12 protein-coding genes are annotated in these 15,070 nt (G+C 72.1%); 2 read left to right on the forward strand and 10 right to left on the reverse strand.

Annotated features, from left to right (window positions below; all coding sequences use genetic code 11):
• Nucleotides 1-76 precede the first annotated feature (76 nt).
• The 10 genes from ACH4D5_RS04995 to ACH4D5_RS05040 form a co-directional block, all read right to left on the reverse strand.
• Complete coding sequence (locus ACH4D5_RS04995; RefSeq protein WP_398298704.1) at nucleotides 77-1,417, reverse strand: sensor histidine kinase; 1,341 nt, start codon at nucleotides 1,415-1,417, stop codon at nucleotides 77-79.
• A gap of 19 nt (nucleotides 1,418-1,436) precedes the next feature.
• Nucleotides 1,437-2,096, reverse strand: a complete 660-nt coding sequence (locus ACH4D5_RS05000) for a response regulator transcription factor (RefSeq protein ID WP_398298706.1) — start codon at nucleotides 2,094-2,096, stop codon at nucleotides 1,437-1,439.
• A gap of 198 nt (nucleotides 2,097-2,294) precedes the next feature.
• The gene (locus tag ACH4D5_RS05005) at nucleotides 2,295-4,436 is read right to left on the reverse strand and encodes an ABC transporter ATP-binding protein (protein WP_398299944.1); all 2,142 of its coding nucleotides are present in this window, start codon (nucleotides 4,434-4,436) and stop codon (nucleotides 2,295-2,297) included.
• A 47-nt stretch (nucleotides 4,437-4,483) separates the two neighbouring features.
• Nucleotides 4,484-4,708 (reverse strand): MbtH family protein, encoded by a 225-nt coding sequence (locus tag ACH4D5_RS05010; RefSeq protein ID WP_398298708.1) that lies wholly within the window; start codon nucleotides 4,706-4,708, stop codon nucleotides 4,484-4,486.
• Between the two features lie 56 nt (nucleotides 4,709-4,764).
• Complete coding sequence (locus ACH4D5_RS05015; RefSeq protein WP_398298710.1) at nucleotides 4,765-5,613, reverse strand: alpha/beta fold hydrolase; 849 nt, start codon at nucleotides 5,611-5,613, stop codon at nucleotides 4,765-4,767.
• A gap of 12 nt (nucleotides 5,614-5,625) precedes the next feature.
• Nucleotides 5,626-6,918, reverse strand: coding sequence for a (3,5-dihydroxyphenyl)acetyl-CoA 1,2-dioxygenase DpgC (dpgC, locus tag ACH4D5_RS05020; protein WP_398299946.1), 1,293 nt, complete (start codon nucleotides 6,916-6,918; stop codon nucleotides 5,626-5,628).
• 89 nt (nucleotides 6,919-7,007) lie between these two features.
• Entirely contained in the window at nucleotides 7,008-7,667 is a 660-nt protein-coding gene (dpgB, locus tag ACH4D5_RS05025) for an enoyl-CoA-hydratase DpgB (RefSeq protein WP_398298712.1), read from the reverse strand.
• A gap of 14 nt (nucleotides 7,668-7,681) precedes the next feature.
• Complete coding sequence (gene dpgA / locus ACH4D5_RS05030; protein ID WP_398298714.1) at nucleotides 7,682-8,860, reverse strand: 3,5-dihydroxyphenylacetyl-CoA synthase DpgA; 1,179 nt, start codon at nucleotides 8,858-8,860, stop codon at nucleotides 7,682-7,684.
• 84 nt (nucleotides 8,861-8,944) lie between these two features.
• Nucleotides 8,945-11,221 (reverse strand): aminotransferase class I/II-fold pyridoxal phosphate-dependent enzyme, encoded by a 2,277-nt coding sequence (locus ACH4D5_RS05035; protein WP_398298716.1) that lies wholly within the window; start codon nucleotides 11,219-11,221, stop codon nucleotides 8,945-8,947.
• A gap of 105 nt (nucleotides 11,222-11,326) precedes the next feature.
• Nucleotides 11,327-12,526, reverse strand: a complete 1,200-nt coding sequence (locus tag ACH4D5_RS05040) for a prephenate dehydrogenase (protein WP_398298718.1) — start codon at nucleotides 12,524-12,526, stop codon at nucleotides 11,327-11,329.
• Nucleotides 12,527-12,733: 207 nt separating this feature from the next.
• Here ACH4D5_RS05040 and hppD point away from each other — a divergent pair, with 207 nt between their 5' ends.
• Complete coding sequence (gene hppD, locus ACH4D5_RS05045) at nucleotides 12,734-13,855, forward strand: 4-hydroxyphenylpyruvate dioxygenase (protein ID WP_398298720.1); 1,122 nt, start codon at nucleotides 12,734-12,736, stop codon at nucleotides 13,853-13,855.
• Between the two features lie 61 nt (nucleotides 13,856-13,916).
• Complete coding sequence (locus tag ACH4D5_RS05050) at nucleotides 13,917-14,984, forward strand: alpha-hydroxy acid oxidase (protein ID WP_398299948.1); 1,068 nt, start codon at nucleotides 13,917-13,919, stop codon at nucleotides 14,982-14,984.
• Nucleotides 14,985-15,070 lie beyond the last annotated feature (86 nt).

The following is a 15,070-nucleotide window of genomic DNA, read 5'->3' on the forward strand; positions in this document are numbered from 1 at the left end:
GACAGAGATACGGGTACGCGCTCAGGCATGCCGGACGGGCATGCAAAGGAAAAGGCGCGTGGCCTCGCACGGAGAATTAAATGCTATGACCCAGGGGGGAATGGGCGCGACCGTCCGCGGTGGTCATTCCTGTACGTTCCGCCGGTGCCTGGTGCGGGAGCGGCGGTGCCTGGTGCGGGGGCGGTGGTGCCGGTGTCCGCAGGGGGAAGTCCACTTCGACGACGAGGCCGCCCTGGGGCCGCGCGTGCGCGTTCAGGGTCGCGTCGTGGGCCACCGCGATGGAGCGGACGATGGAGAGGCCGAGACCGTGGTGTCCGTTGTCGGCCGTCCGGCCGAGGCGCTGGAACGGCTCGAAGAGGCGGCTCACTCCGGCGGGCGGGATCTGCGGGCCGGTGTTGGAGACGCGGACGAAGGCGCGCCCGTTCCTGACGCCGGTCACGACCGCCACCCAGCCGTCGGGCGCGTTGTAACCCATGGCGTTGTCCAGGAGGTTGGCGACGAGACGCTCGACGAGCGCGTCGTCGCCCCAGGTGAACGCCGGTTCGATGTGCGTCTCCACGCGCAGCCCCCGCCGGTCGGCCTCCGGCCGGGACGCGAGGACCACATCGTCGGCCAGCTCCGCCAGGTCCAGCGGTTCCCTGCGGTCGAGGCCGCGCTCGCTGCCGGACAGGGTCAGCAGTGACTCCAGGAGGCGGGCCTGCTGTTCGCTGAGGGTCAGCAGCCGCTCGAAGTTGGCGCGGAAGGAGTCGACGGTCGCCTCACGGTCGATCAGGGACTCCTCAAGGAGGGCGTGTTCGACGGTCAGGGGGGTGCGCAGTTCGTGTGCGGCGTTGGCGACGAAACGCTTGTGGGAGTCGAGCGCGGCCTCCAGCCGGCCGAGGAGGCCGTCGACGGTGTCGGCCAGGTCCTTCAGCTCGTCGCCCGGCCCTTCGACGGCGAGGCGCTCGTGCACGTTGTGCGCGGAGATGCGCTGGACGGTGGTGGTGATGGTGCGCAGCGGTCGCAGTACGCGCCCCGCGACCAGCCAGCCGAGGCCTATGGCGATCACCGCCATGATCGCCAGAGCGATGCCGGACTGGGTCAGCAGGTGCTGCATCTCGGCGGCATGCTGACGCATCGCCTGCTGCTGTTGTGCGTGGGCGAAGCTGTCGACGGCTCCCGGGACCTGGTCGCGCCGGTACATGTGGACGCCGGCGTCGCCGGGTGGGCCCGAGCCGCCGCGGCGACTGACGAGCACGGTGCTGTTGGGGCGGTTGACCAGCAGGTAGGTGATCGTGAGCAGGACGGCGCCGGACACGACGAACAGCAGGCCGTACAGCAGGGTGAGCCGCATGCGGACCCGTCGGGGCAGGAGGCGCGAGACGAGTCCGGCTCGGGACAGGGCCGCGCGGGCCGCACTTCGCAGACGCATCGGCATCTCGCTTCGCATCCTCAGGTCATCGTCGGATCCGGTACCCGCCGCGGGGCACGGTCTCGATCACCGGTGGTGAACCGAGCTTCGGCCGCAGCCTGTTGATGGTCGCCTTGACCGTCGTGGTGAACGGGTCGGTCGCCTCGTCCCACACTCGTTCGAGGAGCTCCTCGGCGGACACGACGCGGCCGCGGGCCGCCATCAGGTATTCGAGGACCGCGAACTCCTTGGGGGTGAGCGAGAGCCGCTGCCCGGCGCGGGTCGCGATCCGCTGGGCCGGGTCGAGCCGCAGGTCGCCGTGGACGAGGATCGGCGGCACGGCAGGCTGGGCGCGGCGGGCCACCGCCCGGATGCGGGCGACCAGTTCGGCGTACGCGAAGGGTTTGGGGAGGTAGTCGTCGGCGCCGAGGCTGAGTCCTTCCACCCGGTCCGCGATCGTCCCGGACGCCGTGAGCATCAGGACTCTCGTGCGGGCGGGTTCCGACATCAGGGCGCCGCACACCTCGTCGCCGTGCACGGTGGGCAGGTCGCGGTCGAGTACGACCACGTCGTAGTCGACGACGGATGCGCGCTCCAGGGCGCCCTCGCCGTCGTAGACGACGTCGACCGCCATTCCTTCGCGGCGCAGCACTCTGGCCACGGAATCCGCGAGTTCGGCCTGGTCCTCTACCACCAGCACCCTCACAGCCCCACCCCCCGATGGATCATGGCTGACAGGATCTCCGAGCGGGGGTCACACACTGGTCACAGCCCGCCGCCACGATTCAGCGTACCGGCGGGGCGCCGAGTGCGGGCCGGTGTGACGGAACGGCATCCGCGATGCGGGGTGCCGCATCGCGGATGCCGTGGGAGGGGCAGGGCTCATCTCATCCGTGGCCCGGGGTCATCCGTGGCCCTGGGGCGGTGGGCCGCCGGGACCGCCCGGTCCACCCGGTCCGCCGGGGCCTCCGGGTCCGCCGGGGCCGCCAGGGCCGGCCAGGAAGACTCCCGGGCCGCCGGGGAAGGCTCCGTGTGGGCCGCCCGGCATCGGTCCGCCGGGGCCGCCGGGGCCGCCGGTCAGGACGGGGCCTGGGCCGTGCGGACCGCCGACCGGCTCGGGCACGGGCCCGTCGCCGTTCTTCGAGGGCTGGCGGGAGAACTGTGTGCGGTACAACTCCGCGTACATGCCCTCCAGTTGCATCAGCTCCTCGTGCGTGCCGCGTTCCTGGACGCGGCCCTTGTCGATGACGAGGATCTGGTCGGCGTCCCTGATGGTGGACAGGCGGTGCGCGATCACCAGCGAGGTGCGGCCCTTCAGCGCGGTCTTCAGGGCCCGTTGCAGTGCCGCCTCGGACTCCGAGTCGAGGTGGGCGGTGGCCTCGTCGAGTACGACGATGGGCGGGGCCTTGAGCAGCAGCCGCGCCATGGCCACGCGCTGTTTCTCGCCGCCGGAGAAGCGGTAGCCGCGGTCGCCGACGACGGTGTCGAAGCCGTCGGGCAGCGACTCGATCAGGTCCCAGATCTGCGCGGCCTTGCACGCGTCGATCAGTTCCTGCTCGGTGGCGTCGGGCCGCGCGTAGGTGAGGTTGTCGCGGATGGTCGCGTGGAAGAGGTGCGCGTCCTGCGTGACCATGCCGACGGTGTCGTTCAGCGACTTCAGCGTCACGTCGCGGATGTCGTGGCCGCCGATCCGGATGACGCCCTCGACGGGGTCGTAGAGCCGCGGCACCAGGTGGGTGATGGTCGTCTTGCCCGCGCCCGACGGCCCGACCAGGGCGGTGAGTTTGCCCGCGGGCACGGTGAAGGTGAGGTCGCGCAGGGTCCAGGTGTTCTGCGCGCGCTCCTGCGACGGCAGCGCGATGGACTCCAGCGAGGCGAGGGAGACGTCCGAGGCCTTCGGGTAGCGGAACGACACGTTCTCGAACGTGACCTCCGGTGCCCTGGAGCTCCCGTCGGCGGCGGCCGTGGCCGCGGCGGCCGGCAGGGGCACCGCGTCGGGCTTCTCGGAGATCAGCGGCTTCAGGTCGAGGATCTCGAAGAGCCGGTCGAAGCTGACGAGGGCGGTCAGCACGCTCGTCTGTGCGCTCGACAGCTGGTTGATGGGGCCCATCAGCCGGGTGAGCAGCGTCGCGAGGGCCACCAGCGTGCCGATCTGGAACGTGCCCTCGATGACGAGGGCGCCGCCGATGCCGTAGACGAGGGCGGTGGCGATGGCGCCGACGAGCGTCATCGTCAGGAAGAGCATCTTGCCGTAGACGGAGGTCAGGACCCCCAGGTCGCGGCCCTTGCGCGCCAGCCGGGAGAACATGCCCGTCTCGGTCGCGGGGCGGCCGTACAGCTTGCTCAGCAGGGCGCCGGTCACGTTGAAGCGCTCGTTCATGAACGAGCCGACCTCGGCGTTGACCTGCATGTGCTCCCGCATGATCCGCTGCAGCCTGCGGCCGACGACCCGGCCCGGCAGGATGAAGAGCGGGATCACCACGAGGGAGACCAGGGTGACCACCCAGGAGAGGTAGAACATCGCGCCGAGGACGAGGAGCAGGGTCAGTCCCGCGGACACCACCGTGGACAGCAGTGCCGTGACCGCCTGTTGGGCGCCGACGACGTCGGTGTTGAGGCGGCTGACGAGGGACCCGGTCTGGGCGCGGGTGAAGAACGCCAGCGGCTGTCGCTGCACGTGGTCGAAGATCTTGGTGCGCAGGTCGTAGATGAGCCCTTCACTGACCCGGCCCGAGTAGTAGGCCTCCGCGAAGCCGAAGCCGGTGCTCAGCAGGGCGAGGACGGCGACGATCACCGAGATCCACACGACCACCGACGTGTTGCCTTCAACGATGCCGTCGTCGATGAGGTACTTGAAGAGAAGGGGCGTGGCCACCACATTGCCCGCGTTGAGCACGGTGACGACCAGGAGAACGCCTATGTTGAAGCGATACGGTTTCGTATAGGGGAGGATTCGCTTGGCCGTGCCAGGCTTTATCTTCTGCTTGGTCACCGACTCGTCAGGACCCATCCCCCGCATCAGTACCGGCCCCGGGCCGCCGATCATGGCCACGAAAACCTCCTGTTTTCGTTGTCGTTTCGGTCGGGGAGCGCCTAGCCGGCGGCTTCGGACTTCTCCATCTCGTCGATGAGACTCTTGGGACGCATGTCCGTCCAGTTCTCCTCGATGTAGTCCAGGCAGGCCTTGCGCGTGTCTTCTCCGAACACGGCCTTCCAGCCGGCCGGCACCTCGGCGAAGGCGGGCCAGAGCGAATGCTGGTTCTCGTCGTTCACGAGAACCAGGAAGGTGCCGTTTTCGTCGTCGAACGGGTTCGGCATAACCACTCCGATCAATTTCCGTCGGCTCATTTTCCGTCGGCAGGACGTGTTTCACGCTAGCGGGGTGATTCGGGGCCGACAAGGTTGTCCAGGCGGCCTGCGAAGAATTCGGTGATCGCCGAATTCACCGCCGCGGGCCTCTCCAGATATCCGTAGTGGCCGCAGCCCGGGATCTCCGTGTAGGAGCAGCCGGGAATGCTCCGCGCGACCTCGCGGGACAGGTGCGGGCGGATGACCAGGTCGTCCTGGAACCCGATGACCAGGCACGGCCTGTCGATGCGGCGGTACGCGGCCAGCCGGTCCGGGATGAGCTGGAGCCCGAGCTGGCCGCGCACGCCCGTCGCCGTGGTGTCCACGGCCGACATCTCCAGGACCGCGAGCCAGTCCCGCAGGCGCTCCTCGTCGTTGAGCGTGCGCGGGGAGAGGTTCTGCAGGGCCTGTACGTAGGCCGCGAAGCGGGGCGGGAGTTTGCCTCCGGCGTCGCTGAGTTCCACGTCGGCTGCGGTCATCGCGGCGGTGAGGGCGTCGGTGCGTCCGCTGGTCGCCATCAGGGCGGCCTGGCGTACGAGGTCGGGCCGGGTCAGCAGCAGTTCCTGGACCACGATCGCGCCCAGGGAGTAGCCGACGACCCGGCACGCGCCGTCACCCGCGCCCAGGTGCTCGATGAGTCCGGCGACGTCCGCGACCATGTCGACGAGGGTGAACCCGTCGGGGCACGGGTCGCTCGGCGGGATCCCCCGGTTGTCGAGCGTGATCACCCGGTAGCCCGCGCCGGTGAGGGCGGGCACCTGGTGGGTCCGCCACATCCGGCCGGGGGCACCGGTGCCGGTGACCATGAGGACCGGCTCTCCGGTGCCGTACTCGTCGTAACCGAGGTTGATCCCGTTGATCCGGGCGATCGGCATGGCGGTGTCCCCTCAGCCGTGCGGTGTCGCACCGAAGCGGCCGACCTTGTCGATGACGTCCTGGCCGTAGATGCGGAGGGCCTGTTGGAGGGCGAACTCCGCCAGGTACGCGCGGAACGCGTCCGGCGGCTCCTCCGCGAGGTTGAGCATCCGCCGGTTGGCGAGCACCGCGGGGCCGTCGAGCCGGGCCAGGCTCGCCTCGACGGCGGTGTCCATGTCCTCGGGCTCCACGACCTCGTCGACGAGCAGCCGCGCGTCGGGCTCGGCGGCCCTGATCCTGCGGCCCTCCAGAATCACCTGCCGGGACAGGCGCGGCCCGACGTACCTGCTGAAGCGGAAGTTGGCGACGCCGGGGATGATCCCCTCCTTCGCGGCGGGCAGGCTGAGGTAGGCGTCCGACGCGGCGAGCACGTGGTCGCAGACCAGCAGGAGCTGGGCGCCGCCTCCGATGGCGAAGCCGTCGACGGCCGCTACCCACGGCTTCTCCAGGAGGGGCGAGTGCCACCGGCCGGGGTGGTCGGCGCGCACACCGCGCACGATCTTGTGGAGGTAGCCGAGTTCGCGGCGCAGCAGGAATCCGACGAGCGGGATGTCGCCGGCGCTCAGGCTCTTGAGGTTGATGCCCGCGCTGAAGACGCGCCGGCCGCGGTGGCGGGGGTGCGTCATCTCCCCGCCGCGCAGCAGTCCGACCCGGACCGCCGGGTCGAGCAGGGCGAGGTCGACGGCGGTCTCCATGTCGTCGACCTGGCGGACGTCCTCGGCGTTCAGGCAGTCGTCCCTGCACATGGTCAGCCCCGCCACACCGTCGGCGCGCCGTTCGACGCGCACCGACTCCATCTCCACCACTCCGGTACGGGTGAACTCCTCGAGGAGCCCCAGCGCCCGAGGGGTTGGCCGCAGCATGGCGTCGAGCAGGTGCGGGCCCGCGGACGGGGAGCGGAGCACGGCCCGCAGGAAGATGCCCTGGTCGATCTCGTCCCCCTCCTTGGCGGCCTGCGTCCTGCTCCGCTCGGCCGCGAGCCGGGCTTCGCCGGGCACCAGGCCAGGGAAGGCGACGGCCGCGGCGGCGAGGAGTTCCTCGATGCGCGGGGATTCGGTGCGGTCCGCGGTCAGCCGGTCGTAGACGGCGTCCGCGTGCGTGTCGAGAAAGGCGACCCGCAGTGCGCGCGCCGCGTCCTTGGCGGCGGCGACCTCGGCGCGCTGCTCGGCGGTGCGGGCGGGCGGCTCCGGCAGACCGGCCACCAGCTCGTCGACGCGGGCCACGACGCCGGTCCCCGCGACGAGCTCCGCCCAGGCGTCCCGCACGTCGGCGCGACCGGTCGGGGACGGGTGCACCGGCTGTTCCGGTGGTGACGGCTGCCCCGGGTGCGGCGGTTGGCTCGGGAGTGTGGCCGTCACGAGGTCTCCTCCGCCGCTCCGGCCGCCACGTGCCGCAACGCACGGTCGCAGGCCGCAAGGTGGGCGCCGAGTGCGTCCTCGAAGCCGGTCGTCGCGGCGTCGAACATCAACTGCCGCCGGATCGCGACCTCCTTGCCGGAAAGCCCGCCGGCCAGCTCGGCGACGCCCGCGACCGCGGCCGCCGGATCGTCCGTCAACTCGTCGACGACGCCCAGCGCCAACGCCTCGGCCGCCTCGATCGTCCGGCCGAACAGGACGGCCTTGCGGATCCGGGCGACCCCGGCGAGCCGGACCAGGCGGTAGCCGGCCATCCCGGGCCAGGTGGCCTTGGTGTCGCGCGGGAGGAGCAGCCGCGTGTCCGGGCAGGCGACGCGGACGTCGGCGGCCAGGAACGCTTCGAGCGCGGTCCCGCCGCAGTCGCCGCGCGCCACCGCGACCGTGGCCGCGGGCAACCGCTCCAGGCGGCGCAGCGCCCGCTCCCACTTGGTGACCAGCATGACGTCGAGGCCATCGGCCCAGCCGTCCTTCGGCGCCCCGGTGACGTGCAGGGCGACGACACTGTCTCCCCCGTCCTCGGTGCGGTCGCAGAGGGCGCCGACGGCCTTGACCGCCGAGGCCGACAGGGGTTCGGATCCGTCCAACTCCAGTGCGTACATGGTCCGTTCCGTCCTCACCATCGGATCAGCGCCGTCTCGATCGTGGAGCCCGGCCCCATGGTCATGAGCACTCCGTACTCGCCGGGCCGGGTCACCCCCTCGTCGAGGAGGCGTTCGTACGAGAACAGGAACGAGCCGCTGGACACGTTCCCGTGGTCGCGCAGCACACCGACGGTGTGGCGGACGTCGTGGCGGGTCAGTCCGAGGTTGACGACGACCGCGTCGATGACCTTCTTGCCGCCGGAGTGCACCAGCCAGTGGCGGATGTCGCTCCTGCGCAGCCCGGTGCCCGCCAAAAGCCGGTCGACGACCAGTTCGGCATGCGCGCCCACCACGTAGGGGATCTGCGGGTCGAGGAAGAAGCTGAACCTGCCCTGGACGCGGTCCCAGTCGTAGCGCATGGCGTCGACCGCTTCGGGAATGACGCAGCTCGCGAACTTCAGGACGGCCGGCGCCTCGGGGTCCACGTCCTCCGGGTCCGGGCCCATACGCGTGCCGGTGCCCGGGCCCGTGAGCAGTGCGACGGCCGCCGCGCCGTCGCCGAACAGGCTGTTGACGACCGCCGTCCGCATTGTCGAGTCCACCGTGTACGCGGCCGAGCACGCCTCCACGCAGAGCACGACGGCGAGTTCTCCGGGGTGGGCCGCCGACCAGCCGGCCACCACGCCGAGGGCGTTGAGGCCCGCGTTGCAGCCCATGCCGACGATGTCGGTCCTGCTGCAGTGGCGGTCGATGCCCAACTCGCGTATGAGGAGGGCGCTGATGCCTGGCGTGAGCAGTCCGGTGGAGGTCACGCAGCACAGGTGGCGCAGGTCCGCGAGGTCGGCGCCGGCCTTCTTCAGGCAGGCGCGCAGGGCCTCGCCGCCCATCTCCAGGGCCAGTGCCTTGTGTTTGTCGAGGAGGTCGCCCTGGGACTCGGGGGCGCGGACGCCGTGGGCGTCCTCCGGAGGAAGGGCGAGGTTGCGCCGTTCGATCGCGCTGTTGAGGAACACCGAGCGCACTTTGGGGTCGGTGATCCCGAAGGCGTCGAGCACCTCCGGCTGCGAGTAGGACGCGGCGGTCACGGCCGTGCCCACGCCGACGATGCGGGGGTGGGCGAGGGCCGTGGCGGGTCCCCCCGGTGTCAGGGCGTCGTCGAGGGTGCCGGGCGGTGCGAGGTCCGTGGTCGTCGATGCTGCGATCCCCGTGGTCATCGGAAGGTCCACCCCCACATTCGTGGCTTGCTGCGCAGGTGCCGCATGGTCTCGGTGCCGGTCACTGTCCTGTCCTTCCTTGTGTCAGGTCGTGGCTCGCGCGCTCTCCGCCTCGATGAACCGCACGAGTCGCGCGGTGCCCTCCCGGATCTGGGCGGGCGTCAGATAGCTGGTCGACAGGCGGATGCCGTGCAGGCCTCCGCCGCCGGGATGGAAGTACGTCATCGGCGTCCAGATGACGCCGAAGTCCTGTGCCGAGCGGATCAGCGCGGCGTTGTCCGCGCGGAAGGGCACCCGCAGGGTGAGGAAGAACCCGCCGGTGGGTTCGTTCCACCGCACACCGAGGGCCTCCCGCCGCTCTTGGGGCAGGTGTACGTCGAGTTCCCTGAGCGTGGCCCGCATGGCGTCGCCGTAATACGTGGCCGCCGCCGCGTTCAGCTCCGAGACCCGGCCGCCCGCCGCGAGGAGCGTGCCCGCCACGGCGGCCTGGCTGAGCGATGAGGTGTTGACCGTCACCATGCTCTTGATCTTCGAGAGTTCGTCCGCGAGCAGGCCGGTGTGCCCGGACTCGTCGACGACGGGCTGGTCGGCGACGACGAAGCCGACGCGGGCGCCGGGGAACACGGTCTTGGAGAAGGAGCCCAGGTGGACGACCGTGTGCGCACGGTCCTGGGACTTCAGCGTCGGCAGCGGCGGGCCGGGACTGACCAGGCGGTAGGGGCTGTCCTCCAGGATGAGGATGCCGTGCCGGGCGGCGAGTTCGAGGAGTTCGGCCCGCGTGCGCGGTCCCATCGTGGTGCCCGACGGGTTGGAGTGGTCGGGGACGACGTAGAAGGCGCGGGGGCGGCGCCCGCGGGCCCGCTCGTTCCTGATCGCCGCTTCCAGGTCGGCGCAGGAGACGCCGTCCTCGTGTTCCTCGACGGGGGTGACGGCGATGTCCAGGAGACGGGCCGCTCCGGTGATGCCCACGTAACAGGGGCTGGAGACCAGGAGCACGTCGTCGGGGCCGGTGATCAGGGCGCGCAGGACGAGGAGCATGGCCTCCTGCGCGCCGACGGTCACCACGATCGACTCGGCCGGGACGTCGATGTTCTCGTCGGCGCGCAGCGAGTCGGCGACGATCTCGCGGATCTGGCCCGCGGTGGGCCCGTACTGGTACATGGCGGTGCGCACCTGCTGCGGTGAGAACCCTTGCTCCTCGAGGTGGTTCAGGTACCGGCGGAGGTGGCTGAAGATCTGTTCGGTGTCGAAGAAGCCGTCGTGGGGGCGCCCCGGCGCGAAGGAGATCGCCTCCGGGTAGCGGGTGGTGATCTCGTTGAGGAAGGTCATCGTGTCCAGGACCGGGGCGGACACGCTGGCGTGCAGATCGGCCTTCCGCAGCGGCCGCGCGGCCACGGGCGGTGCCGTGTCCGCGGCGGGCGGCCCGGTGCGGACCAGGCCCGGGCCGATGTCCGCGACGGTGGCGGTGCCGGTGAACGTCATCGCGCCGCCCAGCTCCCGGACGAGGCCGTCCAGCGCCTCCGCCACACCCGCGCGCCCGCCGGCCCGCAGCCCGTCGAGGACGGGACGCCCGGCGAACACCGCGTCGGCACCGGCCGCGAGCGACACGAGGATGTCCGCGCCGCGGCGGATCCCGCCGCTCAGCAGGACCGGGCAGCGGCCCGCCACGGTCTCCGCGATCGTGGGAAGCGCGTCGAGGGAGGTGACCACGATGCCGTCGGCGCCGCTGTCCACGGCGCGGACCGCGTCGGACGCGGTGCGTACGCCCGCGACAAGGAGCGGCAGCGCGGTGGCCGCGCGCAGATCCGCCACGTCGGCCCAGTCGGCGTGCGTGTCGAGCAGGGTGCGGACGTCGTTCGACGGTGTAGGCCCCGTGAGGTTGGCGGGGGCGGCGACCCTCCTGAGGCGGATGTCGTCGTGGCTGCCCAGCGCGAGGAGCACCGCTCCGAATCCGGCGTCCTCGGCCCGCGCGGCGAGCCGGCGGCCGGTGTCGCGGTCCCGGAAGGCGTAGGTGCGCAGCCACGGCGGGACGTCGGTGGCCGAGGAGAGTTCGCTGAAGGTGCGTTCGGCGAAGGCGCCGACCACGGCGGGGAGTTGGGCGGCGCCCGCGGCGCGGACCACGGCGAGCTCGCCGCCGGGGCGGGCCGGGGCGGAGAGCGGCCCGACGACCAGGGGCGCCGCCCAGACGCGGCCGAGGATCTTCACGGTGGTCTCGGGCGGCCCGGGGTTTCCCGGTGCGCCCTGGCGCAGTCCCCTGCGGTCGAACGCCGCTCGGTTCGCGGCGGAGTGTGCGGAGCCGTCGGCCGTCAGGTCCGGCATCGATTTCCCCCAGGCGTCCGGAAGTTGTCGGGAAAGTGTCATCCGTCGCTCAGAGTCACACGGTTCCCGACGGTTCACCACCGCGTCCAACCGGCCGATTCGCACACTTGGACAGGCGCGGACACGCTTCAACACGCCGGGCGGCGGTCACGCGGGGCGACGTCCCGACGGGCCCGCCGGGACGGTCATGTCCCGTACGACAACGGCATCCCATCCCCCGGCGCCGAGCACGGCCACGAGCCGGTCCGCGGTGCGCGGCGGGACGGTGAAGCGTACGGCGAACCCTCCGCCGTCCGCGTCAGCCCCGGCCCGGGCGTCCTCGACCCGGGCGTCGTCGGCTCGGGCTTCCTCGACCCGGGCGTCGTCGGCTCGGGCGTCCTCGACCCGCGCGTCGTCCGCGGCGATGCCGAGGTCCGCCACGGCGGCGAGGAGCCGCGCCAGCTCGCCGGGGCGGTCCGAGACGGCGACCCGTACGCGCGGGTCCTCGGGCGAGGCGCCGGACCGGGCGTCCGGGATCTCCGCGAGGCCGGAGATGCCCCGGTCGAGCAGGTCCACCAGGGTCCGCATGCCGACGTCCCGCTCCCGCCCGCCGGGTGTGGCGAGCGCGTCCAGTGCCGGCACGAGGCGGGAGAGGTCCCTGTGCAGGTCCCTGAGGACGCCGGCGATCGCCGGGGCGTTGGCCTGGAGGATGTCGCCCCAGAGCCGTGAGTCGCCGCCCGCGATCCGGGTGGCGTCGCGCAGGCCCTGCCCGGCGAGTCGGGGCAGGTCGGCCGGGCCCTCGCACAGCCGTGCGGCCATCAGGCTGGCCATGAGGTGGGGTACGTGGGAGGTCACGGCGACGGCGGCGTCGTGTTCCTTGCTGCCCATCACGACCGGGGCGGCACCGCACAGGGCGACCAGTTCCAGGGCCCGGTCGAAGGTCTCGTCCGAGGTGAGCGGGGACGGGGTCAGCACCCAGTTGCGGCCCCGGAACAGGTCGGCGCGGGCGGCGAGCGGGCCCGAGCGCTCCCGGCCCGCCAAGGGGTGGCCGCCGACGTAGCGGTCCGGGTCGGGGGCGTGGCTCAGCGCGGCCCGCTCCGGCTCGGCCTTCACGGACGCCACGTCGGTGTAGCTGTCGGCGAGGCGGCGCTCCTGTGCCTCGGCGAGCACGGCGCCCACTTGGCTGGGGGGCACGGCGAGCACGGCCAGGTCCACCGGTTCGGCCGACGTCCTCGCGAGTCCGGCGCCGAGCGCGGCGGCCGTCCGGGCCGCGGCGGGGTCACGGTCGGACAGGTACACCGTCACGCCCCGCCGGCTCACGGCCAGCGCGACGGAGGTACCGATCAGGCCCGTCCCGATGACGGCCATGGTGCGCATCACAAGTCATCACCCGTCCAAAAGGCCATCGACCATAAACCGAAGGCTGAAGGATAAGGGGCCGCGAGTTTTATGCGCGGCCCCGCGAAGTCGCCTCGCTGGACGGCGAAGTCCGGCGTCCATATCGGCCGTAGCCAGATTCGCGACCGGGCTCGTAGAGTCCCAGGAGCTCATTTCTCTCCGGATCTGGAGACACTCATGAGGGAATTATCGGAATCACCGGAATCAGCAGAATCAGCGGATCCGCTCGCGGATCTCTCCATCGACTATGTGGAGATGTACGTCGAGGACCTGGACGCGGCGGTGGCCCACTGGACCGACCGGTACGCCTTCACCGTGATCGGCACCAGCGCCTCCGCGGAGCACCGCGGCATCACCGTGCGCCAAGGAGAGATCACGCTCGTCCTGACCCAGGCGACCTCCGAGCTGCACCCCGCGTCCGCGTACGTGCTGGCCCACGGCGACGGCGTCGCGGACATCGCGCTCCGCACCGCCGACCCGGAAGCGGCCTTCCACGCGGCGCTCGCGCGCGGCGCCCGGGCCCACCGGCACCCGACGCCGCGGACCGAGGCCGGGCCCGGCACCACCGCGGCGCTCCGCGGCTTCGGTGACCTGGTCCACACGCTCGTCCGGCGCGCCCCCGGGGAAGGACCCGGGCTGCCCGTCGGCCACGTCCCTGTGGAGGCGCCGGGCGGTGAACGGTCCGACGCGGTCGGCCTGCTGGAGCTCGACCACGTCGCGGTGTGCCTGCCCGCGGGCGACCTCGACGCGATGGTCGCCTACTACCGCGACGCCCTCGGCTTCCGGTTCGTCTTCGAGGAGCACATCGTCGTGGGCACGCAGGCCATGGAGTCGAAGGTCGTGCAGAGCCGCTCGGGGACCGTGACCCTGACCCTCATCGAGCCCGACACGTCGGCCGCCACCGGCCAGATCGACGAGTTCCTCAAGGGGCACGGGGGCGCGGGCGTCCAGCACCTGGCGTTCTCCTCGCGGGACGCGGTGGGTTCGGTGCGGGCCCTGTCGGAGCGCGGCGTGACGTTCCTGCGCACCCCGTCGTCGTACTACGACCTGCTGGGCCGGCGCGTCGAGCTGGGCGAGCAGCGGCTGGCCGACCTGCGCTCGACGCACGTGCTCGCCGACGAGGACCACGACGGGCGGCTCTTCCAGATCTTCACGGCGTCGACCCACCCGCGGAAGACCCTGTTCTTCGAGGTCATCGAACGCCAGGGAGCGGCGACCTTCGGCAGCGCGAACATCAAGGCGCTCTACGAAGCGGTGGAGCTGGAGCGGACGAAGCAGCGTGGCTTCGACCAGCGCTGAGGCGAATCCCCCGACGTCGGCCACGGCCCCGACCACGGCCTCGGCCGACGGTCTCCACTGTCTGGCCGACGTGGAACGCGCCGCCGACGTGGTCCTGCCCGCCGCCGTCCGGGACTTCGTGGGCGGGGGCAGTGGCGCGGAGGTGACACTCGACGCCAACCGCGCCGCCCTCGACCGGGTCTTCGTCGTGCCGCGCGTCCTCCGGGACGTGTCGCGGTGCACGACGGAGGCCACCCTGCTCGGGCGGCCGGCCCGGCTGCCGCTCGCGGTCGCGCCGGTCGCCTACCAGCGGCTCGTGCACCCCGAGGGAGAACTGGCCGCCGCCCGGGCGGCGAAGGCGGTCGGGGTGCCGTTCACCGCGAGCACCCTCAGCAGCGTCCCGGTCGAGCGGCTCACCGCGGTCGGCGGTGCCGTCTGGTTCCAGCTGTACTGGCTGCGGGAGCCGGGGCGCTCCCTCGACCTGGTCCGGCGGGCCGAGGACGCCGGCGCGGAGGCGATCGTGCTGACGGTCGACGTGCCGTGGATGGGCCGCAGGCTGCGCGACGTGCGCAACCGGTTCGCGCTGCCGGACCACGTGCGCGCCGCCCACCTCGCGGCGGGGCCCTCCGCGGCCCACCGGCCTCCTTCCGGCGCGGCCTCCGCGCTGGCCGCGCACACCGGGGCGGCGTTCTCGTCGGCGCTGACGTGGTCGTCGGTGGTGGCGCTGCGGGAGCGGACCCGGCTGCCGCTGGTCCTGAAGGGTGTCCTCGCGGCCGAGGACGCGGTGAGGGCCGCCGAGTGCGGGGTCGACGCCGTGGTGGTGTCGAACCACGGTGGCCGCCAGCTGGACGGCGCGGTGCCGAGCGTCGACGCGCTGCCGGACGTGGTGGCGGCGCTGGCCGGCCGGTGCGAGGTCCTGCTGGACAGCGGCATCCGCAGCGGTACGGACGTGCTCAGGGCGCTGGCTCTCGGCGCGTCCGGCGTGCTGGTGGGGCGCCCGCCGCTCTGGGGTCTCGCGGTGGGCGGTGAGGACGGAGCGCGGCGGGTCCTCGAACTCCTGTCGGACGAGTTCCGGGACGCGCTGGGGCTCGCGGGATGCGCGGACGTGACTGCGGCGCGCGCACTGCGGGCGGTCCGCCGGGACTGGTGAATCCGTCGCGGGGTGACCCGTGGAATTCCTGGGGCGCCGCGTGAAGGAACGGCTGCGCAATATCCTCGGAATGCGTTTCCCCGCGC

The organism is Streptomyces sp. NPDC018029 (assembly GCF_044327655.1).
GTDB lineage: Bacteria > Actinomycetota > Actinomycetes > Streptomycetales > Streptomycetaceae > Streptomyces.